This is a genomic window from Deinococcus radiopugnans ATCC 19172, assembly GCF_006335125.1.
GTDB lineage: Bacteria > Deinococcota > Deinococci > Deinococcales > Deinococcaceae > Deinococcus > Deinococcus radiopugnans.
Map to the genome: position 1 here is coordinate 1 of NZ_VDMO01000014.1, position 23,362 is coordinate 23,362.

Consider the following 23,362-nt stretch of genomic DNA (forward strand, 5'->3'; position numbering starts at 1 on the left):
AGGCGGCGGGTTTTGGTGGCTTCACACCTCAAAACACCGCCATTTCTCGTTTCTGTCGAGGGACAGACCGGAAGGTGACCTTCCCGCCGTCTGGGACGACTAAAAAATGAAGTTGTCAGCTACCGAGTATACGAGCATCTTTTTTGTCAAAAAAGTGAGATTCCATCTTTTTACAAATATTCTCAGCTTCTCCTCTACTCAATATTTCTACTTCCATACTATACCTCCTGATAAAAATAGCCAAGGGCTAAGTTTTCTGCTTCACATTTGAAGAATACTTATATGACTAGCTCTAATGTAGTAATTCCTCATCAAACCGCTGAACTTCCACCCTCTCCCCACTCGGCCCCTGCGCGTAGAAGTGGTAAATCCCGTACTCGGCGTTGTGCTTCGGCGCGGTCTCTGCCGTCACGCCCGCCGCCATCAGCCGTTCGTACACGCCGTCCACGTCGTCCGTCACCAGCGTCAGGACGACGGTGGGCGGCAGGGTTACGGCTTCGCGCAGGCAAAAGCCCAGGAACCCGCCGCCCGCCACCGCGTAGATGTGGCAGGTGCCCTGATCCCGCGCCAGCGTCAGCCCCAGCGTGCCGACATAGAAGCGGTGCGTGGCCGCCAGATCGGTGGTGGGGTAAAAGCCGATAAAGGCGTCGAAGGTGGGGGACATACGCCAGGATAGCGGGCGGGGGCGGGGCAGGTCAGACGGTTTGCATGGGCAGCCCCAGCGCGGGCGGCCTGTCCACAGCAGGCGTGCGGGGGGCGTATCCTCGCCACCATGACCCCCACCGTCTTTCTGGACATGAACGAGACGCTGCTGGATCTCTCGGCGCTGGACGGGCTGTTCGTGGCGGCGTTCGGCGATCCGGGGGCCAGAACGCAGTGGTTTGGCCTGCTGCTGCAACTGGCCCTGACCCACACGCTGCTGGGCGAGTACCGCGATTTCTCGGCGCTGGGCGGCGCGGCGCTGCGGGCGCTGGGCGAGGCCCGTGGGCTGGAGATCAGCGGGCAGTTTCAGGACGAGCTGTCGGCGGGCGTGCGGATGCTCCCGGCGCACCCCGACACCCGCGAGGGACTGGAAATCCTGCGCGCGGGCGGGGCGCGGCTGGTCTGCCTGACCAACAACCCCCAGCCCGTGCTGGACGCCCAGCTGGAAGGCGCGGGCTTTGCCGATCTGATCGACGGCGCGGTGTCGGTGGATCCGGGCCAGATGCTCAAGCCGGGGCGGGCCGCCTACGAGTACGGCCTGTCGCGCACCGGGGCGCACGCCCACGACAGCTGGCTGCTGGCGGCGCACGCCTGGGATATTGCGGGGGCCAAAGCGGCGGGATTGCGAACCGCCTTTGTGGAACGCCCCGGTCAGGCCCAGAATCCGCTGATGCGCGCCGACATCGCGGGGCCGCTGCCCGCCGTGGCCCGCGCGCTGATCGGGCGGCTGGGCGGCCAGGCATGATTCCGGCCCGGTCACAGCTTCGCCCCGGCCTGACCGTAGACATCGTGCAGAAGCACCACCAGCGGGGCGGGCAACTCACGCGCGGCGTGGTGGCGCAGCTGCTGACCAGTTCGGCCACGCACCCGCACGGCATCAAGGTGCGCCTGACCAGCGGCGAGGTGGGGCGCGTGCAGGCGCTGGTGACCTCTGAATCTGAGCGCCCCTGAATGAAGCGGCTCTGAATGAAGCGGCTCTGACGGTCTTTCTCACTCGCTGTCGCGGTCTCCCTCTTAACGTGCAGGGACAGGAGGGATTCCCATGCCAGACGCCTGGAGCAAGAAGGATGAACGCCAGTACCAGCACGTCAAGGACAGCGAGCTGAAGCGCGGCGAGAGCGAAGACCGCGCCGAGGAGATCGCGGGCCGCACGGTCAACAAGCACCGCCGCGAGGAGGGCCGCACGCCGAACAAGCGCACCCAGGGCACCGGCAACCCGGGCGCCGCGCTGTCTGACCTGACCCGCGACGAGCTGTACAACCGCGCCAGGGAAAAGAACATCAAGGGCCGCAGCAAGATGAGCAAGGCGGAGCTGGTGGAGGCGCTGGACTAGGGGGCTGGGGGCCTGAAGCACAGGCCAAAGCCGACACCCCCTGTCCTGTATTGGGCTTAGGCTCTGGGGCATGAGCGAAATTCTGCTGTTCCACCATGCCCAGGGCCTGACGTCCGGCGTCGTCGCTTTCGCGGACGCCTTGCGGAAGGCGGGCCACACCGTGCATACCCCCGATCTTTACGGGGGTCAGACCTTTGACACCCTGGACGATGGCATAGCCCACGCGAAGAAAGTCGGCTTCGGCAAGCTCGCGCAGAGTGGGGTGGACGCGGCCCAGAACCTTCCCAGTGCGCTCGTCTACGCCGGGTTCTCGCTGGGGGTTTCGCCCGCGCAGCAGCTCGCGCAGACCCGGCCCGGCGCCACGGGGGCGCTGCTCTTTCACGGCTGCCTGCCCGTCTCGGAGTTCGGCGCGTCGTGGCCGTCCGCCGTGCCGGTGCAGGTTCACGCGATGGAACACGATCCCTTTTTCGAGGAAGACGCCGAGGCGGCCCACGCCCTGGTGCAAGACGCGTCAGAGGGCGAACTGTTCCTCTACCCCGGAGACCAGCACCTGTTTACAGACCGCAGCCTGCCCGCCTACGACGAGGCCGCCACCTCGCTGCTGATGCGGCGGGTGCTGGCGTTCCTGCACAATCTGAGCTGACCGGCGGCGCGGCGGGACGCTCAGGCGTGAATGCGGCGCCCCCTCAGGCCTGCGCCCGGCGGCGCGGCAGCGTGATGCCCAGGCCCAGCAGCAGGCCGCCCACCACCGCCAATACGTAGGTGATCAGCACGTTGTTCAGCGGGGTGGGAAAGCTGGTGGAGCGGTTGGCGTTGGCGACGGCGTGCAGCTGGTTGATGTCGATGACGTCCTTGCCCAGCAGCAGCAGCGAGGCCACCAGCGCCACCAGCCCCAGCGCCACCACGATGCGGGAAACGATTTTCATGGCTGCATCTTACGGGCTGGCCTGTCACCCGGGTGGGAACCCCTGCCTGACCCCTTGAGGGGGACTTCAGAGGGCACCTTTCGGGGGCGGCAGAAGGGTATGCTAGGAGGCGTTATGACGCAGTGGCAGACCATCATGTCCGGCGGGAACGCGGCCTTTATCGAGGGGCTGTACGAGGCCTACCTGACCGATCCTGGAAGTGTGGACGCCGAATGGCGAACCCTCTTTGACGAGTTGCGCGGCGGGACACAGGAGGCCCTGCACTCGCCGGTTCAGCAGGCCTTCTATGACCTCGGCCAGAGCCGCCGGGGCGGGGCCTCCGTCACCGCCGCGCCCCCCGGCAACAGCGGCGCGCAGCAGGCCGGCAGCGCGCTGGTCACGGCGTACCGCGTGTACGGCCACATCAGCGCCCGCAACAACCCCCTCAAGATGCGCGGCCAGCCGGTGGTGCCCGAGCTGACCCCCGAGTTCTACGGCCTGTCCGAAGCTGACCTGAACGAGACCGTCACCGAGGGGCCGTTCAGCGGACCTTTGCGGGACGTGATCGCGCAGCTCCAGGCCACCTACACCGGCTCGATCGGCTTCGAGTTCAACTACCTGCCCGCCAACGAGCGCCGCTGGTTCCAGGAGCGCATCGAGCGCAGCCAGGGCCAGGGCCGCTACTCGTTTAGCACCGAAGAGCGCCGCCGCATCATGTTCAAGCTGAACGCCGCCGAGGGGCTGGAGCTGTACCTCAAGAACAAGTACCCCGGCGTCAAGCGCTTCGGCCTGGAAGGCTCCGAGAGCTTTATTCCGCTGATGGACCGCATCATCCAGCAGGCCGGGGTGTACGGGGTCAAGGAAGTCGTGATCGGGATGGCCCACCGGGGCCGCCTGAATACGCTGGTGAACATCTTCGGCAAGCCGCCCAGCGTGCTGTTCGACGAGTTCGACGGCAAGAAGAAGCTCAGCGACAACCCCGACGTGGCCGGCGACGTGAAGTACCACATGGGCTACTCGTCGGACGTGCGCACGCCCGGCGGCCCGATGCACCTGGCGCTGGCCTTCAACCCCTCGCACCTGGAAATCGTCTCGCCCGTCGTTCACGGCAGCGTGCGCGCCCGCCAGGATCGGCGCAATGATACCGAGCGCAAGACCGTGCTGCCGGTGACCATCCACGGCGACGCGGCGGTCAGCGGGCAGGGCGTGGTCATGGAAACGCTGAACCTGTCGCGCCTGCGCGGCTTCGCCACCGGGGGCGCGGTGCGCATCGTGATCAACAACCAGGTGGGCTTCACCATCAGCGATCCGCGCGACACCCGCAGCAGCCGCTACTGCACCGACATCGCCAAGGTGGCGAACGCCCCGGTGCTGCACGTCAGTGGCGACGATCCCGAAGCGGTGGTGTTCTGCGGCGACCTGGCGCTGGCCTACCGCCAGGAGTTCGGCAAGGACGTCTTTATCGACCTGATCTCGTTCCGCCGCAACGGCCACAACGAGGGCGACGAGCCGCGCATGACCCAGCCGATCATGTACCGCGAGATCGACAAGCACCCTGGCACGCGGGCGCTGTACGCCGCTAAGCTGGAAGAGGAAGGCGTGCTGGAGAAAGGCGAGGGCGACGCGCTGGTCGACCGCTTCCGCGACATGCTGGACGCCGGGAAGCCGGTAGTGGCCGAGATGGAAAACCTGGCCCAGAGCGAGCTGGCCGTGGACTGGTCTGAATATACCGGCACCCGCTGGGAGGACGAGGTCTCCACCGCCGTGCCGCGCCAGAAGCTGGAGGAGCTGGGCCTGAAACTCGCCAGCGTGCCGGAAAACTTCGTGCCGCACCGGGGCGTCGAGCGCGTGCTGAAGGCGCGGGCGGCGATGGCGCGCGGCGAACAGCCGCTGGACTGGGGCATGGGCGAGAATCTGGCCTACGCCACCCTGCTGGACGAGGGCTACGGCGTGCGGCTGGTGGGCCAGGACAGCGGGCGCGGCACCTTCGTCCACCGCCACGCCGTGCTGCACAACCAGAACGCCGACGATCCGCTGAACGAGGAGTACATGGCCCTCGCGCATCTGTCCCCCGATCAGGGCCGGGTGGAGGTGGTGGACAGCACCCTCTCGGAAGAGGCGGTGATGGCCTTCGAGTACGGGTATTCCACCTCCGAACCCAAGGGGCTGGTGGCCTGGGAAGGACAGTTCGGTGACTTCGCCAACGGCGCGCAGGCGGTCATCGATCAGTTCCTCAGCGCCGCCGAGAGCAAGTGGCTGCGCCTGAGCGGCCTGACCCTGCTGCTGCCCCACGGCTACGAGGGCGCGGGGCCGGAACACTCCAGCGCCCGCCTGGAGCGCTACCTGCAACTGTGTGCCCAGAAGAACATGCAGGTGGTGGTGCCCAGCAACGCCGCCCAGATGTTCCACCTGCTGCGCCGTCAGGTGCTGCGCCCCTACCGCAAGCCGCTGATCGTGATGACCCCCAAGAGCCTGCTGCGCAACAAGCAGGCCATGAACCCGCTGAGCGATTTCACGGAAGGCCGCTTCTCCGAGGTCATCGGCGATTACGACGTGACCGGCGCGCACCGCGTGGTCATCAGCAGCGGCAAGCTGCACTGGGAACTGGTGGAGGCGCGGGACGCCGATCAGGACGCCTACGCCGGCACCGCGCTGATCCGCCTGGAACAGCTGTACCCCTTCCCTACCGACGCCCTGCGCACCGAACTGGCCCGCCACCCCGGCGCGCAGGTGGTCTGGGCGCAGGAGGAACCGGAGAACCAGGGCGCGTGGCTGATGATCTGGGAAGACCTGGAAAGCGTCCTGGCCCCCGGTCAGGTGCTGAGTCACGCCAGCCGCCCGCGCAGCGCCAGCACCGCCGCCGGGTACGCCAGCGTCCACGCCCGCGAGCAGGCCGCCGTGATCGCCGCCGCGCTGGGCGAGCGGATCGATCCCGAAGTGATTGAGGATCAGGAACAGCTGGCCCAGGAAGCCGCGCAGCCGGGCTGAGGCTGACGGTTCAGAGGGCAGGGCCGGAATGACTTTCACTCCGGCCCTGCCTTTTGTAGTGGATCTTGTCGTAGGTCGAGGGTCTTTGCCCTTCCAGCTGATCCGGCCAGCCCTGAAGGCGCCGACGAAGGTCAGCGAAGGCGTTACCGCCGACCGCGCGCCCGCACCTTCTGACCCGGCACCGTCGCCTGCTTGAACTCCTTGCCCTGCAACTTGGCCTCGATGGCGCGGATCTGATCGCGCAGACTGGCGGCCCGCTCAAAGTCCAGATCTTCGGACGCCTGCCACATGTCCAGTTCCAGATCGGTGAGCTGGGCGGTCAGGGCGTCTCTGTCACCGCCGACGTTCGCGCTGCCGATCTCCTCGGGCTGTTCCTCGCCGCGAATGACGTTGCGCACGCCCTTGATGACCGTGGTGGGCGTGATGCCGTGTTCCTCGTTGTACGCCACCTGTTTCTCGCGGCGGCGGGACGTCTCGTCGATGGCACTGCGCATGGCCGGCGTGATCGTGTCGCCGTACAGGATGACCTCGCCGTTGACGTTTCGCGCCGCCCGGCCGATGGTCTGGATCAACGCGCGTTCGGAGCGCAGGAAGCCGGGCTTGTCGGCGTCCAGAATGGCGACGAGGGAAACCTCGGGCAAGTCCAGCCCCTCGCGCAGCAGGTTGATGCCCACCAGCACATCGTAGTGGCCCAGTCGCAGGTCACGGATGATCACCTGACGCTCCACGCTGTCGATGTCGCTGTGCATGTAGCGCGCCTTGACGCCCTTTTCCAGCAGGTACTCGGTCAGGTCTTCGGACATGCGCTTGGTCAGGGTGGTGACCAGGGTGCGCTCGCCGATGGCGGCCCGCTGCCGCACGCGGCCCAGCAGATCCTCGATCTGGCCGGTGATGGGCTGCACGGTCACGGGCGGATCGATCAGACCGGTGGGCCGAATGATCTGATCGGCCACGCTGTCGCTGATCTCGCGCTCGAAGGGGCCGGGGGTGGCCGACACGTAGACGGTCTGCCCGGTCTTGGACATGAACTCCTCGAAGTTCAACGGGCGGTTGTCCATCGCGCTGGGCAGGCGGAAGCCGTAGTCCACCAGCGTCTGTTTGCGCGCCCGGTCTCCGTTCGCCATCCCGCCGATCTGCGGCACGGTCACGTGCGACTCGTCGATAAAGGTGATGAAGTCGTCGGGGAAATAGTCGAGCATGGTGTACGGCGTCATGCCGGGGGCGCGGCCGTCGATGTGGCGCGAGTAGTTCTCGATGCCCGAGCAGTAGCCCAGCACCTTGAGCATCTCCAGATCGTAGAGGGTGCGCTCCTTGATGCGCTGGGCTTCGAGCAGCTTGCCGGTGGACTTGAAATACTCCAGCCGCCCCTCCAGTTCTTCCTGGATGGTCACGATGGCCCGCTCGATATTCCCCGCGCTGGACACGTAATGCTTGGCCGGGTAGACCACCGTGGCGTCCAGTTCGGCCAGCCGGTCTCCGGTGAGGGGATGCACCACGGCGATGCGCTCTACGTCGTCGCCCCACAGCTCAATTCTGAGCGGCTGCTCGTCGTAAGCGGGCCAGACCTCGATCATCTCGCCCTTGACCCGGAACCGGCCCGGCATCATCTCGATGTCGTTGCGCTCGTACTGCATGCCGATCAATCGGCCCAGAATCTCGTCGCGGCCCACCGCGTCGCCCTTCTTGAGAATCAGGTTGAGGGCCGTGTATTCCTTGGGATCGCCCAAGCCGTAGATGCACGACACCGAAGCCACCACAATGGTGTCGCGCCGCGTCAGCAGGCTGCGGGTGGTGGAGTGGCGCAGGCGTTCGATTTCCTGGTTGATCGCCGCGTCCTTCTCGATAAACAGATCCTTGCCCGGCACGTAGGCCTCTGGCTGGTAATAGTCGTAATAGCTGATGAAGAACTCGACGGCGGCGTCGGGGAAGAACTCGCGGAACTCGGAGGCCAGCTGCGCCGTGAGGATCTTGTTGGGGGCCATGATCAGGGCGGGGCGGCCCGTTTCCTCGATGACTTTCGCCATGCTGTACGTTTTTCCTGTGCCCGTCGCCCCCAGCAGCGTCTGAAACCGCAGGCCCGATTCCAGCCCCTCCACCAGCGAGCGGATGGCGGTGGGCTGATCGCCGGACGGCGTGAACTCGGATTTGACCTTGAGCATGGGGGAAACCTCCAGATGGGAAAGCGGGAGCAGTGGCAGACGCCGAAGCGTTTCCCACAGTTTACGCTCCGGACATAAGAGGAGTGTAGGCCAGATGGCGCATTTGAGAGACGGGCAAATGTGTGTTCGTCTCCCGGCCCCGAAGCTGTTGGCCTGCCCTCGGACGACTGATGATCAGGGCGCGCTGCATCACCTGAAGGAGGGCTATTCGGCTGGCTGGCCCTTCGCTGCCCCCAGCATCTCCTCCGCCACGCTTAAAAACGCCCGCACCACCGGATTGCGGCCCTCGTCGCGCCGCCACACGGCCACGATGTCCACCAGCGGGGCGTCCTCGACGGGGCGGTAGACCACGCCGGGCAGCGACAGGCGGTTGAAAAACTCGATGGGCAGAAACACGCCCACGCCCGCCGCCACCAGCGACAGCAGCGTGGGCACCTCGATGGCCTCCTGCACGACGTTGGGGGTGAAGCCGGCCCCGGCACACCAGCGCATCACCTGATCGAAATAGGTGGCGCGCAACTGACGCGGAAAGAACACGAAGGGTTCGGGGGCCAGATCGGAAATCTTGAGCCGGCGCTTGCGGGCCAGCGGGTGCCCGGCAGGCAGGGCCGCCACCAGCGGCTGCCGCCAGAGGGGGCGCGAATCCAGATTGGGCGCGCGAACGGGGAGCAGCATCAACCCCACGTCCAGCACGCCGCCGCGCAGCCCCGCCTCCTGCTCATGCGCGGTCAGTTCGCGCAGATCGACGCTGACGTTCGGGTACAGCTCGCGGAAGCGGCGCACGATTTCCGGCAGCCCACCGAAGGCCAGCCCACTCACGAAGCCCACGGTCAGGCGGCCCACCTCGCCCCGTGCGGCGCGGCGGGCGCGCTCCACCGTCTGCGCGGCCAGCGCCAGCGTCTCGCGGGCGCCCACCAGAAACTCCTGCCCGGCTGGCGTGAGTTGCACCCGGCGGGTGGTTCGCAGCACCAGCGGCACGCCCACCTCTTCCTCCAGGTTGCGGACGCTGTTGCTCAGGGCCTGCTGCACCACGAAGACACGCTCGGCGGCGCGCCCGAAGTGTTCCTCCTCGGCCAGCGCGACGAAATGGCGCAGGTGACGCAGTTCCATGTGCGCCCAGCTTGCCACATCGGGTGGGCGGAATGTCAAAGGCCCCGATCAGGGGGCCATCAACGTCCAGACGCGCATCTGCGGCGGGTGGCCTCAGACTTCCAGCGCCAGCTTGTCCACGTCGTTGAGCAGCGGGGTTCCCGCCGGGTACTCGCCGTTGAAGCACGCCAGGCACAGGCCCGGCCCGCCGACGGCCTCGCGCAGCCCGCGCTCGCTGATGAAGGCCAGGGTGTCGGCGCCGATCAGCGCCCGGATTTCCTCCTGGGTGTGCGTGCTGGCGACGAGTTCCTTGCGGGCCGCCGTGTCGATGCCGTAGAAGCACGGGTGGGTGATGGGCGGGCTGCACACCCGGAAATGCACCTCGGTGGCCCCCGCCTCGCGCAGCAGGTTCACGATCTGGCGCGAGGTGGTGCCGCGCACGATGCTGTCGTCCACCAGAATCACGCGCTTGCCCCGCACGGCGCTGGTGGGCGAGAGCTTCATCTTGACCTTCAGCTCGCGCGCCTCCTGCGTGGGGGCGATGAAGGTGCGGCCCGCGTAGGGGTTCTTGTACAGGCCGTAGTCAAAGGGAATCCCGCTCTCCCGCGCGTAGCCGATGGCCGCGCCAATGCCGCTGTCGGGAACCGGCACCACGATGTCGGCGTCCACCGGAAACTCACGGGCCAGTTGCTCACCCATGCGGATGCGGCTGGCATGGGTGTCGATGCCGTCAAGCTGGCTGTCGCTGCGGGCAAAGTAGATCCACTCGAAGGCGCAGGGCGTCGGCGCGCGCGGCTCCACCATCAGGCTGTGCAGGCCGCTTCGGTCCACCCACACCAGCTCGCCGGGCTGCACGTCGCGCAGCAGCCGCGCGCCCACCGCGTACAGGGCGCAGGGTTCGCTGGCCATGGCATAGGCGCCGTCGTCGCGTTGCCCGATCACCAGCGGGCGCACGCCGTGCGGATCGCGGAAGCCGATCAAGGTGTGGCGGTTCATCAGGACGCAGGCATAGCCGCCCTTGAGGCGCTGCATGGCGGCGGCGGTGGCCTCCACCAGATCCATGTGGCTCTCGCGGGCGATCAGGTTCAGCATCACCTCGGAGTCGTTGGTGGTCTGGAACAGCGCGCCTTCCTGGAGCATCTCGGCGCGCACTTCCAGCGCGTTCACGAAATTGCCGTTGTGCGCCATGCCCAGGATGCCCTTGTTGGTGCGGGTGGTCAGCGGCTGGGCGTTGAAGCGCAGGTTGCTGCCGGTGGTGCTGTAGCGCACGTGTCCGATGCTGACGCGGGCGTTGGGCAGCCGCACGCTGTCCAGACGGCGCTCGTCGAAGACCTGCGTCACCAGGCCCAGATCCTTCTCGACGTGGAACTTCTCGCCGTCGGACACGCACATGCCCGCCGCCTCCTGGCCCCGGTGTTGCAGCGCGAACATGCCCAGGTAGGTCAGCCATGCCAGATCGTTGGGCACCGGCGAGTACAGGCCGAAGACGCCGCATTCCTCGCGCGGCTTGTCGGTGCCGAAGTCGTTCTCGGACAGGGCGGCGAGGGAAGGCAGGGGGTTAGTGGGCATGGGTGGCTCCGGGGAGACAGAGGGAGGCAAGAGGACTTGCCAAATTTAGGGTCTGCCCCGTGGCCCCCTCACCCCCGGCCCCTCTCCCACGGGGGGAGAGGGGAGAAGGGCGGTAGATTGCGCTATGGCAACGCGCAACGTGACGCGGGGAACGCTGAGGGCGCGTGAATTGCGGCGGGATCAAACGCCAACGGAGCACAGGCTCTGGCGTGCTTTGCGAGGACGCTTCCTGAATGCGAAGTTCCGCCGCCAGTGGCCTATTGCTGGCTACATCGTTGATTTCGTCTGTTTTGAAGCGCGTCTGATCGTCGAACTGGACGGCTCTCAACATGCCGAAGATGCCGCCAGAGCTTATGACGAGGCGCGCACTCAAGTCCTGGAAGCAGGCGGTTTCAAGGTGTTGCGGTTCTGGAACAATGAAGTTAGCAGCAACCTTAGAGGCGTTTTGGAGGCCATCAACCTTCATCTGCAATAAGTCACCTTTCTCCCCTCTCCCCTTGTGGGAGAGGGGCCGGGGGTGAGGGGGACACCCCGCCAACGTTCCCGCCCAATTCATCCCAGAATCCCCACGAGCGGAGAGTCGTAGGCCAGGGTCAGCGCCGCGAGGTTCACGCTCAAGTGTAGGCCGCGCGCCGGGGCCGTGACCGTGACCGTATCGCTTCCGCTTTCGCCCAGTCGCACGAAGGGCACGTCCAGCTCACGCAATTTCTTTTCGGTGGCATCGGCTTCCTGCACCGCCACCACGACGCGGCTGTGCGCCTCGCCGAACAGCAGGGCGTCGGTGCGAACTTCTGCGGGCGAGTCCAGCGTCACGCTGAGGCCGATGCCCCCGGCCATCGCCATCTCGGCCAGGGCCACGGCCAGCCCACCCTCGGCGCAGTCGTGGGCGGTGTCGGTCAGGCCCGCGCGGATCAGGGCCAGCGTGCCGTCGATGACCTTTTGTTCCAGATTCAGATCCAGCGGCGGCACGTGTCCAGCCTCCAGCCCATGCACCGTTTCCAGATACTGCGAGGCCCCGATGCTGTTCGCGTGTTCGCCCAGCAGGTACAGCGTCTGGCCCGCCGCCTTCAGGCCCAGCGTCGCCCGTTTGGAGATGTCGGGCAGCACGCCCACCATGCCAATCGTGGGGGTGGGGTGGATCGCCACCCGCTCTTCGCCCTGGGTGTACTGGTTGTACAGGCTGACGTTGCCACCCGTGACCGGCGTGTTCAGCGCGCGGCAGGCGTCCGCGATGCCCTGCACCGACTGCTGAAGCTGGTAATAGACCTCGGGGCGGTGCGGGTTGCCGAAGTTGAGGTTGTCGGTGATCGCCAGCGGCGTGGCCCCCACGCAGGCCAAATTGCGCGCGGCCTCGGCGACGGCGGCGGCTGCGCCCGTGTACGGGTCAAGCTGCACGAAACGCGGATTGCAATCCGAAGTCGCGGCCACGCCCATGCCCGAACCCTTGACGCGCATCACGGCGGCGTCGGCGGCACCGGGAACAACAACGGTATTGGTCATCACCTGATGGTCAAAGCGCTGGAAGATCGGGCGCTTGCTGGCGATGGTGGGGTGGGACAGCAGTTCCAGCAGCACCGCGCCAGCGTCGCCGGGCTGGGGCACGCCGCTCAGATCACGCTCGCGGGCCGCCCTGATCTCTGAGGATTCCACGCCCTCGCGGGTGTATTTGGGGGCCTCGTTCAGCAGGGCCACGGGCAGGTCACACACCACCTCGCCCTTCCAGGTCAGGCGGTAGTTGTGATGTTCCTCCACCTGCCCGATATTCACCACGTCCAGTTCCCACTTGTCCAGCAGATCGTACAGCTCCTGCTCGCGCCCCGGCACCGGCACCAGGATCATGCGCTCCTGAGATTCGGACAGGCACAGTTCCATCGGCACCATGCCCGATTCGCGGGTGGGCACCTGATCCAGATCCATCGTGATGCCCAGGCCCGCGCGGTAGGCCATCTCGCACGTCGAGCTGACCAGACCCGCCGCGCCCATGTCCTGCACCCCGGCCACCACGCCGGATTCGATGGCCTCCAGCGTCGCCTCCAGCAGCAGTTTTTCCATGAAGGGATCGCCCACCTGCACGGCGGGGCGGTCGGCCTGGCTGGCCTCCGACAGGTCCGCCGAGGCAAACACTGCGCCGCCCAGCCCGTCGCGCCCGGTCTTGGAACCGACGTAGATGATCTGGTTGCCCACCTCGCCCATCGTGCCCGTCGCCAGATCCTCGTGCCTCAACAGGCCCAGGGCCATCACGTTGACCAGGGGGTTTTCCTGGTAGCTGGGGTGAAAGGTGACCTCGCCGCCCACGGTGGGCACGCCAATCGCGTTGCCGTAGTGGGCGATACCCTCCACCACGCCGTTGACCAGAAAGCGGGTGCGGGGGCTGTCGGGGTTGCCGAAGCGCAGGCTGTCCAGCACGGCAAAGGGCCGCGCCCCCATCGCGAAGATGTCGCGCAGGATGCCGCCCACGCCGGTTGCCGCGCCCTGCACGGGTTCCACGGCGCTGGGGTGGTTGTGCGACTCCATCTTGAAGGCCACGCCCCAGCCCTCGCCGATGTCCACCACGCCCGCGTTCTCGCCGGGGCCTTGCAAGACTTGCGGCCCGGTGGTGGGAAAGGCGGAAAACAGCGGGCGCGAGTTCTTGTAGCCGCAGTGTTCAGACCACATCGCACCCACGATGGCGGCCTCCAGCGCGTTGGGTTCGCGGCCTATGCGCGAGACGAGCAGATCGTATTCGTCGGTGGACAGGCCAAAGGTGGCGGCCTGGGGGCGGAGGGATTGGGTTGGGGGGGTGGATTGGGTCATGGACTCACCTCGGGAGAGCATTAGTTTTTGGCTGGATATTTGAGCTTGAGAAGGGTTGGGCTGACAATCTCAATTTCAACCACATCCATAACTCGGTAATGTTTTTGGAACCATTTTTTCAAGCCCTCACCCTTGACGCTAATACGAGCCGTGCCGTTGAGATTGGCCCGCCTGTTGACGTTGCCAGTGAATGTCACACTGGCATCTCCAGCGATGATCTTGATTTCGCCCTCGTCACCGCGGATAAACTGGTCATACGCGCGGACAACATTAAAGAAACCCTTTTCGTAATAGGTCCTTTGCAGAGTCAATTTAAAGATCGCTTTCTTCCGCATCCAATCAAATGCGTCAGGCATCAAAGCCTGTGCCACGGCATTAAGCTGGTCATCAAAACTGAGGAATTGCAACGTCTGTGTCTCTCGGATAATCAAGGCAGAGGCCAAGTGAAGGGCATCCATCGCACGCAGACCAGCGTGGGCTTTGAGAAGCTGGCTGGCGCGCGTGGACACGGAGTTCACGACGGCGATCTGGGTCACGGATTGCCAGTCCCGTTCGAAATCGGTGAAGTGCTCCTGGTAATCGGCCTCACTCACGCGGCCCTGATGGAAATTGCGGGCGAAGGCGCTGGCAACTTCGGCAAAAGCAATGGCAGAACTCGCCACCTCATCGGCATTGTCGGCCAGCGCTATAACCTGCTGGCGCTTCGCCTCGTCCTCGCGCAGATAGAGCTTGGCAAGGGCGCTGGAATCCAGATAGAGAACGCTCAAGGAAGCTGCCTGCCCCGGCCTTCGGCAATGATCTGCTCCACGGTTGGCCCGCCCTCAATAGACACGGCCCGCCCGCTGTACTGGAACTTTTTCGCTTTACTGGGATCGTAGACAGGCGCTTCATCCGCTACCTGCAAATGGGCGAGTGGGGAGGGCTTATCTTCCAGCATCTCCGCAAACTCCACTTTCTTCCCGGTCAACTGTTCCAACGCTTTCATCAGCACCCCAACCGTCGTGAGGTCAATACGCTGTGCCGGACGCCGAGCCAGCGCATAGACTGTATTCGGCGCAACCCGTCCCTCCACCTCTTTGACCAGACGGTAGGCAGTGATGTTGTGCTGCTCCAGATAGCTTCCGAGATTCAGCTTCAGCGTCATACTATCAACTTATCATACTGCAAGAAGTTGATAGTATAGTTCAAGCCTTCTGCCCCAGCACCACTTGGCCCCGGTGATAGGCCACATGCCGCAGGTGCAGTCCCACGGCAGCCAGGCGCGGGCGTTCGCCGCCTGGGGCGCTGGGCGAAAAGGTCATGCCCTCCATATCGGCGTCGCTGGCGTTTTGCAGGTAAGCCACAGCTTGCGCCCCCACCATCTCCAGCCGCGCCAGAATGTCGGCTTTGGAGGCGTCCTCCCGCACAGGGGCAGCGTCCGTTTTCATGGCCTGCGCCCAGGCCTTGTCCTCCCAGCCCAGGTAGTGGTAGTTGGCCGTCCGGTCACCCAGCACCGTCAGCCGCAGCCAGTCGGCAATGTGCAGCGCGTGCCACGCGGGGCTGTGGCCCAGGCGATCAACGCCAAACGCGTCTTCCGGGATGCCGGCCAGCACCGCGCGGAAGGCGGCGAGTTCGGTGCGGTAGTTGTCGGCCAGGAACTCCTGAAGACCCATCATTTGACCAGCGCTCCTTGCAGGCTCTGAAAGACGCCGCGCCCGTCCTCGCCGCCCAATAGCGCCTCTACGGCCCGCTCCGGGTGGGGCATCATGCCCAGCACGTTGCCGCGCTCGTTGACGATTCCGGCGATGTCGTTGAGGCTGCCGTTGGGGTTGTCCAGGTAACGGAACACCACGCGGCCCTCGCCCTCCAGCCGCGCCACGGTTTCGGCATCGGCGTAGTAGTTGCCCTCGCCGTGCGCAATGGGGATTTCAATGGTCTGGCCCTTCTGGTAGGCCGAGGTAAACGCCGTCGCGGTGTTCTCCACGCGCAGATGCACCGGCGCACAGTGAAAGTGCAGGTCACGGTTGCGGCCCAGCGCGCCGGGCAGCAGCCCCGCCTCGGTCAGCACCTGAAAGCCGTTGCACACGCCCAGCACGAAGCCGCCGCGTTCGGCGTGTGCTTTCACCGCTGCCATAATCGGGCTGCGGGCGGCAATCGCGCCGCTGCGCAGGTGATCGCCGTAGGAAAAGCCACCGGGAACGAAGACCAGTTCAGTGCCATTTGGCAGCCCCGCTTCGGTGTGCCACACGAACTGCGCGTCCGAATCCAGGGTCAGGCGGGCAGCGTGCAGGGCGTCGGCGTCGCAGTTGGAGCCGGGGAATTGAATCACTGCCGTTTTCATAGTCTTTGCAACTCCGCCACGGTGCGTTCGCTGGTGACATTGCCGGTGTTCAGGGTGCTGGCAGGCTCGAACATCATGATCCAGACTTCCTCGGTTTCCGCGACGGGCAGGTGTTCCACACCGCGCGGCACAACGATCAGTTCGCCCTCGTTGAGTACGGCCTCGCCGTCCCGGAACTTCAGCCGTAACACGCCCCGAACCACCATGAACAGCTCGTCCTCCTGCTCGTGGGCGTGCCACTCGAACTCCCCGGCAATCCGGGCAATCTTGACCTGCTGACCGTTCAATTCGGCCACGATCTTCGGTTGCCACTGTTCGGTGAACTGGCCGAATTTATCGGGCAGATTCACGGTCTGCGGCACGCTCACGCCGGCTCCAGCGCCACTTCTTCCAGCTCCCAGCGGGCGTCTTCCATGACGGGATTGCTCAGGACATTCTCGGTGATGTCGCGCAACTGGGCCTCGACTTCGGCACGTTCGCCGCTCAGGCGCAACTCGATCAGCTTGCCCACGCGCACGCCGCTGACATTGTCGTGTTCCAGATGCGACAGGGCGCGTTCCACGGTGCGCCCCTGCGGATCGAGAATGCTGGGCTTGAGGGTGACGTAAACGCGGGCTTGATAGTGGGGCATGGGGTCTCCAGGGAAAGAAGTTAGACGGCGCGGCAAACGTAGGCGGCAAAAATGCCCGATGGGCTGGAGGTGGCCTGCTCTATCTGAAATCCACTGCGCTCCAGCATGGGTTCCAGCAGCCAGGTAAAGGTGCTGTGTTCTTCCCGAATATGCGTTTCCAGCTCTGCACAGGGATAACCGCCCAGGGTGGACTTTTCCGCATGGCCCAACCAGGCGGCGAAGCGTTCTTCCGTTTGCGCCGGACTGAATGAGTAAACGAGATCCAGCAGACGCAAGACGCCGCCCGGCTTCAGGGCGGTTCGCAGCCTCATCAGGGCCTGGACTTTCCAGAAGTCGGGGAGATGATGGAGGGCGTTGCGGCAAAAGATGAAATCCACTGGCTTCACCTCGAAACTCAGAAATCCATCCTCGATTAGCGTGAGGTTCTGAATCCCCTCAGCCTGTGCTTTTCGCGCGGCGGCCTCCATCATGGCGGGCGACGGATCAACCAGAATGACCTGCTGACATTCCTTTGCCGCCTGGAGGGCAAAGGTGCCTGTTCCGCCTCCCACGTCCATCAGCCATGACGTCCGGGAAAGGCCCAGAACTTTCAGCAGCGCGAGGTCTGGCGCGGGATCGAACTGGGCCTTGGCGTCATAGGCTGCCACTTGTTCCGCGTCCAGATGTTCTCGCCCAGCTGCGGCAAGCTCATTGAAAAGCCAAGCGTGGGACATGAATTAAACCTCCTGCGTCACGCGCCGCAGCATCTCGGCATATGCATCTTCCACGCCGCCTAGATCGCGCCGGAAGCGGTCTTTGTCCATCTTCTCGCCGCTCTGGGCATCCCAGAAGCGGCAGGTGTCGGGGCTGATCTCGTCGGCCAGGATCACCGTGCCGTCGGGCAGCCGGCCGAACTCCAGCTTGAAATCTATGAGCTTCACACCGCGTTCCAGAAAAAACGGGGTCAGGAAGTCGCGCACTTTCAGCGCCAGCTCGCGCACGCGCGTCAGTTCGGGTTCGGTGGCCCAGTCCAGGGCGATGGCCGTATCGGTGTTGATCAGCGGATCGCCCAGCGCGTCGGATTTGTAGCAGTACTCGACGACGGGCCGGGACAGGGCCGTGCCTTCCTCCAGCCCCAGCTTCTTGGCAAAGCTGCCTGCAGCGACGTTCCGCACGATCACTTCCACTGGAATGATGGTCACGGCCTTCACGCGCTGCTCGGTCTCGGACAGTTTCTCGATAAAATGGGTGGGAATGCCCGCCGCCTCCAGCAGGGGGTACAGGTGGGCGGTGATGGCGTTGTTGGTGGCCCCCTTGCCCGCCCACTCGCCACGTTTCTGGGCGTTGAAGGCGGTGGCCTCGTCCTTGTACTGCACGGTGTACTCGGCGGGATTGGAGGAGGCGTACACGCGCTTGGCCTTGCCCTCGTACTTCAGCTCACCTGTGGTCATTGGCGCTCCTGGAAAAGAAACGTAGAACCGGCGCCCCCCGCACGGTATCGGGGCGACGCTCGGAAGTCGCGGCACTTGACATGTCTTTGCTCCATCTCCGCCTCACAGGGCGGACTGAACGGCTGTGGCAGCCGGGGCGCCTCACAGGACGCGGGTAGAGGTGATGTGCCGCCAGAGCCTGGAGGCCGGAAACCAGGGTAACACCCCCGGCAGCGCACCACACCGGGGATGTTCAGGGGAATCGGACGTTGGGCGGCAGACGGGTGGGCCGGGGGCCGCTCAGTGGATGTGTCCGCCGCCCCCGCCGCGCTTGCCCGCCACTTCCTCGCGGACCTCGGCCACCAGGAAAGTGCAGGCCTCGGCGCAGGGAATCGCGCCGGGCACGCCGCCGAAAAAGGTCTGCGGCAATTTGTCCCCGGCCCACAGACGGGTCCGCAGGCAGCCGCCGCACACATCCGCCGCCACCTCCTCCACCTGCGCGGGCGTGGCCTTCTGGACGCGGGCGTAGATGCCGGTCTGGCGGCGGGCGGTGGTCACCCAGGGGGTGGGGCGCAGCGTGTGGCAGCTGTGGGCGTAGGTTTCCTCGATCACGGCGGGGTACAGGTACTGCACGGCGCGCACCAGATCCGCCTCATTCAGCACCGCCCGCCAGCCGCGCGGCATGTTTCGCAGGGTATGCACCGGGCGGTGATGGCCGCCCTCATCGCGGCGGGTCTGATCGCGCACGCCTTCAGGGGTCACCAGCGTGTGCAGTTCGTGGCCGGGCCGCCCCTCGTCCAGCGCGTGACGCAGCTCGAACATGCCGCTTTCGGGAAACACCATGACCTCGCCAAAGCGCAGGCCCTCGCGGGCGCGGTCCATGAAGGTGGCCCAGGCGGCGTCGTGGGCGCGTTCGGTGTCGCCGTCGCTGCTGCTGGCCCCCGCCGCTTCCTCGGCCAGATGCAGGATCACGTCGGCCACCGCGCTGTGGGTGCCCACCGGCTTGGCGTAATACACCGTCTGCTCGCCGTGCGGATTGTCCGCGAACGTCGTGACCGCCCCTTCCAGCCCCATGTCCTCGGGAATGGTTTCCAGCGTGTGCCAGCCTTCAGAGGCGAAGAACGGCACGACCACGACGCGCGGAGCCTTGACCACGTCGGGCCACGTTCCCACCTTGGGATCTTCGTCCAGAAACAGGGCGTGGACCTCGGCAAATTGTCCGGCCTGCCTCAGCACCTCGGCGTTCTGGTACACGATCTTGTTGCTGTTCTCGTTGCGGGTGGTGCCGTGGCCCAGCACGATCAGGGCGGTGTCTTCGGGACTGGCGTCGGGCAGGGCCTCGTGGGCGCGGGCCAGAATCACTTCGCTCATGCTGGGATGCACGCCGTAAGGCAGGGTGTAGCGCACGGTGCGCCCACCCAGCACGCGGGCCACGCCCTCGGGCGGCACCGGCCCCTGGTGACCCAGTCCCATCTCACGGGGGATCACCGTCTCGGTGAAATACCCCTCCGAGATGAACATGGGAATCACGGTGACGTCCGTGCTGGCCACCGTTTTCAGCACCTGCCGCAGCGAGGGCTCCTCTTTCCAATACCCCTCGACGACCTCGTCGTACAGGCCGCGGGCGCGAATCATCTCGGCGTAGCGGTACACCGCCGAGGCCGACTCGCCGTTCAGGTGGGAGCCGTGACCGATCAGAACCAGGGAGCGCATATAGGCTGCACTGTATCGCCGCCCTCCGCCCGGAAATGTCCCGTTCGTTGCCGACTGGGAGACGGGAGATAAGTGAACCTGAACGCCCCCCTCACGCCGGCCCAATCCGGCACACGTAGCGTGGGAAACGCTACAAAGTTCAACGCCCCCTCAGGAGGTCCACCATGTTTTTCAACCAGAAAGACCGGCACGAACAGATGGCGAGAATCGATCCCCGCGACACCGACGGTGACGGCACCGTCAGCCCGCAGGAGGCCGCTGCCTACATTCAGGACTACATGCAAAACGCCTCGCCCGAGGAACGCCAGCAGATCCTGAAGGACTACATCGGCGGCATGTCGCCCGAGCAGCGCCAGCAGATGGGGGACGCTATCGTGAAAAGCCCGGCCAACCCGGTCCAGCGTGTCAACCACGACGATCCGGGCGATCTGGCCGACGCCTACGCCCGCACCGCGCAGGCCCCCCGGCAGGAAGACGGCAAGAGCCCGCTGGAAGCCGCGTTCAGCGAGGGCGGCATGCTCAGCAGCCCGCTGGTCAAGGCCGGCCTCGTGGGGCTGGCCGGCATGATCGGCAGCAAATTGTTGCGCGGCCGCTAGAGCATTTGTCAAAAGAGCTGTTTCCTTTTGACCGAACGGACTGGCACAGCTCGCAGAGAAGGAGTGAATTTCAACGAGCAGCTGGGACTGATACAGCTCCGAAAGAGAGAATGGAGGCATCAGAAGTCTTCTTTTCTGATGCTGCAATTCAGACACCTGCTCTAGGCCACAACCCAGAAGTTAAGACCCCACCGTTGCGTGGGGTTTTTTGTTGTCCTGGCAACAGTTATTCCAGCACCACGCCAAGCTGTGCCCGCAGGCGTTCGATGATGGCGCGGCGTATCTGAGCAGGCACATCCACTGTGCGCCACTCGAACGGTTCTCCGAAGGTGGGATCGTCAAAGATCAGGCCGCCAAACTCAACCGGCTGCGCGTAACGCGGCGTGAGGTGCCAGTGGACGTGCGGGTTGGGCCGGCCGCCTTTGAACGGCGGGTCCGGCTCGGCCACCCGGTAGGCCCAGTTGCGCTGGTATGCCATGTTGATCAGCGCCGCCCCGAAGGCCCGTTCCAGCGCGGGTTCCAGAGCGGCGGTCACCATCTGAAACTCCTGCCACTCGGCGGGGGTCAGGTCCGCCATGCGGGGAACGTGGCGGCGCGTTGCCAGCAGCACGTTGCTCAGCCCACACTGCGAGGGGTGCAGCACCACCTTCCAGCCCTCCGTGAAGAAGATGGTGTCCGGGTCATGCTGCGGCGGTGTGCAGGAGATGCACTCGCGGCTCAGCTGTGCGGGCAGCGGGGCGGCCAGCGCCCGAAGGACTGGCTTAGCGTCCCCCATAGTTCGGCGCTTCCTTGGTGATGGTGACGCCGTGCGGGTGGCTCTCGATCAGGCTGGCCCCGGTGATCCGCACGAACCGGGCCGTGTCTCGCAGCGCTTGCAGGTCCGGCGCGCCGCAGTAGCCCATGCTGCTCTTGAGGCCGCCGACGAACTGATAGATCACCTCGCCCGCCGTGCCCCGGTAGGCGATGATGCCCTCGATGCCTTCGGGAACAAACTTGCGGCTGCCGCTCTGGAAGTAGCGGTCACTGCTGCCCTGGTCCATGGCGCCCAGGCTGCCCATGCCCCGGTAGCTCTTGTAGCGCCGCCCATCGCGCAGGATGGTCTCGCCGGGGGCCTCGTCGGTGCCGGCCAGCATGCTGCCCATCATGACCACGCCCGCGCCCGCCGCAATCGCCTTGGGCACGTCGCCGGTCTGCTTGATGCCGCCGTCGGCGATCACCGGAATCCCGGCCTCCATCGCGGCGGCGCTGGCCTCGAAGATGGCGGTGATCTGCGGCACGCCGACGCCGGTCACGACGCGGGTGGTGCAGATCGAGCCGGGGCCGATGCCCACCTTCACCGCGTCGGCCCCCGCCAGAATCAGGTCCCTGGCTCCAGCGCGGGTGGCGACGTTGCCCGCGATCACGTCCACGTCGAAGGCGTCCTTGACCCGTGACAGCGCGTTCAGGATGCCCTGGCTGTGACCGTGGGCGCTGTCCAGCACCAGCACGTCTGCCCCGGCAGCCACCAGCGCCGCACTGCGGTCCATCAGGTCCGCGCTGACCCCGATGGCCGCCGCGACGCGCAAGCGGCCCAGCTCGTCCTTGGCGGCGTTGGGATACTTGACGCGCTTGGTCAGGTCCTTGATGGTGATCAATCCGCGCAGCATGTTCTGATCGTCCACCACCAGCAGTTTCTCGATGCGGTGGCGCTTGAAGATGGCCTGCGCCTGCTCCAGCGTCGTGCCCACCGGCACGGTCACCAGATTCTCGCGGGTCATCACGTCCTGCACCGGGGTGGAGAGGTCATCGATAAAGCGCATGTCGCGGTTGGTGATGATGCCCAGCAGTTTCCCCGCCGGATCGGTGATGGGCACGCCGCTGATGCGGTACTCGCCCATCATCCGGTCCGCCTCGCCCACCGTGGCCTGGGGCGGCAGCGTGATGGGATCGACGATCATGCCGCTCTCGCTGCGTTTGACCTTGCGGACCATCTCGGCCTGCGCGTCGATGTCCATGTTCTTGTGGATCACGCCGATGCCGCCCTCGCGGGCCATCGCCACCGCCATACCGGTCTCGGTCACGGTGTCCATCGCCGCGCTGACGAAGGGGATGTTCAGCCGCACCCGGCGGGTCAGCTGGGCCGACACGTCCACCTCGTGCGGCAGCACGGTGGAATGACGCGGCTGAAGCAGCACGTCATCGAAGGTGATGCCTTCCTGACCGAACTTGTAGGCGAAACGGTCCTGTTGTTCTTCGGCGGCGAACGACGGGGCAGCCGGGGCAGCAGTAGGCGCACTCATGGGTTCAGAGTACGCCCTTGGCCAGAGAGGGACGGTGACGGGGCCGCCGTCACGGAACGCTGGCCCCGCCCCCCTGGCCTGGACTGGTCAGTCCTCCTTGACCGTCATGATGCTCAGGCCCGCGTCCACGTACACCGTCTGCCCGGTCACGCCGCTGCCCAGATCGCACAGCAGGAACAGCGCCAGTTTGCCCACCTCCTGCGAGGTCGCGTTGCGCCCGAAGGCGGCGTTGCGTGCGCCCTTGTCGTACAGCCCGCCGAACCCGGGGATGCTGCGGGCGGCAATGGTCCGCATCGGCCCGGCGCTGATGGTGTTGATGCGGATCTCGCGCGAGCCGAAGTCGGCGGCCAGGTAGCGGGTGGCGGCCTCCAGCGCCGCTTTGGCCACGCCCATCACGTTGTACTTGGGCACCACCTGCTGCGAGGCGTGGTAGGTCAGGCTGACCACGCTGCTGCCCTCGCGGAACAGCGGCTCGGCGTGGCGGCACACCGCCACCAGCGAGTACGCACTGACCTGCAAGGAGGTGTTCCAGTCTTCCGGCGTGGTGTCCAGAAAGCGGCCTTCCATCGCGGTGCGCGGCGCGTAGGCGATGGCGTGGACCAGATAGTCCAGGCTGCCGAATTCCTCTTTCACGCGGGCGAACAGGGCCGTCAGGTCGGCTTCGGAGGTGGCGTCGGCCTGCTGGGTCCACACGCCTTCCTGGCCCGAGAGCAGCTTGTCCAGTTCGCCCTTCAGGCGCTCGCCCTGGTAGGAAAAGCCCACCCGGCAGCCTGCCAAGAGCAGTTGCTCGGCAATCGCCCAGCCCAGGCTGCGCCCGTTCGCCACGCCCATCACCAGGGCCGTCTTGTCTTTCAGGTCAATTTGCACGCTCATCTA

At 65.6% G+C, this 23,362-nt stretch carries 25 protein-coding genes; 7 read left to right on the plus strand and 18 right to left on the minus strand.

The window, feature by feature from the left end; genetic code table 11:
• Nucleotides 1–292 precede the first annotated feature (292 nt).
• Nucleotides 293–664, minus strand: a complete 372-nt coding sequence (locus FHR04_RS13130; protein ID WP_139403842.1) for a VOC family protein — start codon at nt 662–664, stop codon at nt 293–295.
• Nucleotides 665–772: 108 nt separating this feature from the next.
• On the opposite strand from FHR04_RS13130, the gene FHR04_RS13135 reads away from it, so the two are divergent.
• The 4 genes from FHR04_RS13135 (at nt 773) to FHR04_RS13150 (ending at nt 2,678) form a co-directional block, all read left to right on the plus strand.
• Nucleotides 773–1,447, plus strand: coding sequence for a haloacid dehalogenase type II (locus FHR04_RS13135; RefSeq protein ID WP_139403843.1), 675 nt, complete (start codon nt 773–775; stop codon nt 1,445–1,447).
• Nucleotides 1,444–1,653 (plus strand): YwbE family protein, encoded by a 210-nt coding sequence (locus tag FHR04_RS13140; RefSeq protein ID WP_139403844.1) that lies wholly within the window; start codon nt 1,444–1,446, stop codon nt 1,651–1,653. The genes FHR04_RS13135 and FHR04_RS13140 overlap by 4 nt, the downstream gene beginning before the upstream one ends.
• Nucleotides 1,654–1,744: 91 nt before the next feature.
• A complete protein-coding gene (locus FHR04_RS13145) occupies nt 1,745–2,035 on the plus strand; it encodes an addiction module toxin RelE (RefSeq protein WP_139403845.1) in 291 nt (96 codons plus the stop codon).
• Nucleotides 2,036–2,105: 70 nt separating this feature from the next.
• The gene (locus FHR04_RS13150) at nt 2,106–2,678 is read left to right on the plus strand and encodes a dienelactone hydrolase family protein (protein ID WP_139403846.1); all 573 of its coding nucleotides are present in this window, start codon (nt 2,106–2,108) and stop codon (nt 2,676–2,678) included.
• Nucleotides 2,679–2,721: 43 nt separating this feature from the next.
• Here the strand turns inward: FHR04_RS13150 and FHR04_RS13155 are convergent, their stop codons facing one another.
• Nucleotides 2,722–2,961, minus strand: coding sequence for a hypothetical protein (locus FHR04_RS13155; protein ID WP_039685612.1), 240 nt, complete (start codon nt 2,959–2,961; stop codon nt 2,722–2,724).
• Between the two features lie 114 nt (nt 2,962–3,075).
• On the opposite strand from FHR04_RS13155, the gene FHR04_RS13160 reads away from it, so the two are divergent.
• Nucleotides 3,076–5,928, plus strand: a complete 2,853-nt coding sequence (locus tag FHR04_RS13160; protein ID WP_170213953.1) for a 2-oxoglutarate dehydrogenase E1 component — start codon at nt 3,076–3,078, stop codon at nt 5,926–5,928.
• A gap of 143 nt (nt 5,929–6,071) precedes the next feature.
• On the opposite strand, the gene uvrB is transcribed toward FHR04_RS13160, so the two are convergent.
• The 3 genes from uvrB to purF form a co-directional block, all read right to left on the minus strand.
• On the minus strand, nt 6,072–8,087 hold the full coding sequence (uvrB, locus tag FHR04_RS13165) for an excinuclease ABC subunit UvrB (protein WP_139403848.1): 2,016 nt from the start codon (nt 8,085–8,087) through the stop codon (nt 6,072–6,074).
• Nucleotides 8,088–8,291: 204 nt separating this feature from the next.
• On the minus strand, nt 8,292–9,197 hold the full coding sequence (locus FHR04_RS13170) for a LysR family transcriptional regulator (RefSeq protein WP_139403849.1): 906 nt from the start codon (nt 9,195–9,197) through the stop codon (nt 8,292–8,294).
• A gap of 93 nt (nt 9,198–9,290) precedes the next feature.
• Nucleotides 9,291–10,745 (minus strand): amidophosphoribosyltransferase, encoded by a 1,455-nt coding sequence (gene purF, locus FHR04_RS13175; RefSeq protein ID WP_139403850.1) that lies wholly within the window; start codon nt 10,743–10,745, stop codon nt 9,291–9,293.
• Nucleotides 10,746–10,869: 124 nt separating this feature from the next.
• On the opposite strand from purF, the gene FHR04_RS13180 reads away from it, so the two are divergent.
• A complete protein-coding gene (locus FHR04_RS13180; RefSeq protein WP_139403851.1) occupies nt 10,870–11,220 on the plus strand; it encodes an endonuclease domain-containing protein in 351 nt (116 codons plus the stop codon).
• A 77-nt stretch (nt 11,221–11,297) separates the two neighbouring features.
• Here FHR04_RS13180 and purL read toward each other — a convergent pair whose 3' ends face one another.
• The 10 genes from purL to FHR04_RS13230 all read right to left on the minus strand — a co-directional run bounded on the left by purL (nt 11,298) and on the right by FHR04_RS13230 (nt 19,611).
• Nucleotides 11,298–13,538: a phosphoribosylformylglycinamidine synthase subunit PurL gene (gene purL / locus FHR04_RS13185; RefSeq protein ID WP_139403852.1), complete on the minus strand. Its 2,241-nt coding sequence runs from the start codon at nt 13,536–13,538 to the stop codon at nt 11,298–11,300.
• Nucleotides 13,539–13,558: 20 nt separating this feature from the next.
• Complete coding sequence (locus FHR04_RS13190) at nt 13,559–14,305, minus strand: type II toxin-antitoxin system VapC family toxin (RefSeq protein ID WP_139403853.1); 747 nt, start codon at nt 14,303–14,305, stop codon at nt 13,559–13,561.
• Nucleotides 14,302–14,682: a helix-turn-helix domain-containing protein gene (locus FHR04_RS13195; RefSeq protein ID WP_139403854.1), complete on the minus strand. Its 381-nt coding sequence runs from the start codon at nt 14,680–14,682 to the stop codon at nt 14,302–14,304. The genes FHR04_RS13190 and FHR04_RS13195 overlap by 4 nt, the downstream gene beginning before the upstream one ends.
• A gap of 40 nt (nt 14,683–14,722) precedes the next feature.
• Complete coding sequence (locus tag FHR04_RS13200) at nt 14,723–15,193, minus strand: DinB family protein (RefSeq protein ID WP_139403855.1); 471 nt, start codon at nt 15,191–15,193, stop codon at nt 14,723–14,725.
• Nucleotides 15,190–15,858, minus strand: coding sequence for a phosphoribosylformylglycinamidine synthase subunit PurQ (gene purQ, locus FHR04_RS13205; protein WP_039685641.1), 669 nt, complete (start codon nt 15,856–15,858; stop codon nt 15,190–15,192). Before purQ ends, FHR04_RS13200 begins: the two co-directional genes overlap by 4 nt.
• Complete coding sequence (locus FHR04_RS13210; protein ID WP_039685643.1) at nt 15,855–16,226, minus strand: cupin domain-containing protein; 372 nt, start codon at nt 16,224–16,226, stop codon at nt 15,855–15,857. The genes purQ and FHR04_RS13210 overlap by 4 nt, the downstream gene beginning before the upstream one ends.
• Nucleotides 16,223–16,489, minus strand: a complete 267-nt coding sequence (gene purS, locus FHR04_RS13215; protein ID WP_139403856.1) for a phosphoribosylformylglycinamidine synthase subunit PurS — start codon at nt 16,487–16,489, stop codon at nt 16,223–16,225. Before purS ends, FHR04_RS13210 begins: the two co-directional genes overlap by 4 nt.
• A 20-nt stretch (nt 16,490–16,509) precedes the next feature.
• Entirely contained in the window at nt 16,510–17,202 is a 693-nt protein-coding gene (locus FHR04_RS13220; RefSeq protein ID WP_139403857.1) for a class I SAM-dependent methyltransferase, read from the minus strand.
• Nucleotides 17,203–17,205: 3 nt separating this feature from the next.
• Nucleotides 17,206–17,919, minus strand: coding sequence for a phosphoribosylaminoimidazolesuccinocarboxamide synthase (gene purC / locus FHR04_RS13225; RefSeq protein WP_139403858.1), 714 nt, complete (start codon nt 17,917–17,919; stop codon nt 17,206–17,208).
• Between the two features lie 279 nt (nt 17,920–18,198).
• The gene (locus FHR04_RS13230; RefSeq protein ID WP_139403859.1) at nt 18,199–19,611 is read right to left on the minus strand and encodes a DR2241 family protein; all 1,413 of its coding nucleotides are present in this window, start codon (nt 19,609–19,611) and stop codon (nt 18,199–18,201) included.
• A 164-nt stretch (nt 19,612–19,775) separates the two neighbouring features.
• Between FHR04_RS13230 and FHR04_RS13235 the strand changes: the two genes are divergently transcribed.
• Entirely contained in the window at nt 19,776–20,207 is a 432-nt protein-coding gene (locus FHR04_RS13235; RefSeq protein ID WP_139403860.1) for an EF-hand domain-containing protein, read from the plus strand.
• Nucleotides 20,208–20,433: 226 nt separating this feature from the next.
• Here FHR04_RS13235 and FHR04_RS13240 read toward each other — a convergent pair whose 3' ends face one another.
• The 3 genes from FHR04_RS13240 to FHR04_RS13250 all read right to left on the minus strand — a co-directional run bounded on the left by FHR04_RS13240 (nt 20,434) and on the right by FHR04_RS13250 (nt 23,359).
• Nucleotides 20,434–20,982, minus strand: coding sequence for an HIT family protein (locus FHR04_RS13240; protein ID WP_139403861.1), 549 nt, complete (start codon nt 20,980–20,982; stop codon nt 20,434–20,436).
• Nucleotides 20,969–22,486, minus strand: coding sequence for an IMP dehydrogenase (gene guaB / locus FHR04_RS13245; protein ID WP_139403862.1), 1,518 nt, complete (start codon nt 22,484–22,486; stop codon nt 20,969–20,971). The genes FHR04_RS13240 and guaB overlap by 14 nt, the downstream gene beginning before the upstream one ends.
• A gap of 87 nt (nt 22,487–22,573) precedes the next feature.
• Nucleotides 22,574–23,359: an enoyl-ACP reductase FabI gene (locus FHR04_RS13250; protein ID WP_039685655.1), complete on the minus strand. Its 786-nt coding sequence runs from the start codon at nt 23,357–23,359 to the stop codon at nt 22,574–22,576.
• Nucleotides 23,360–23,362 lie beyond the last annotated feature (3 nt).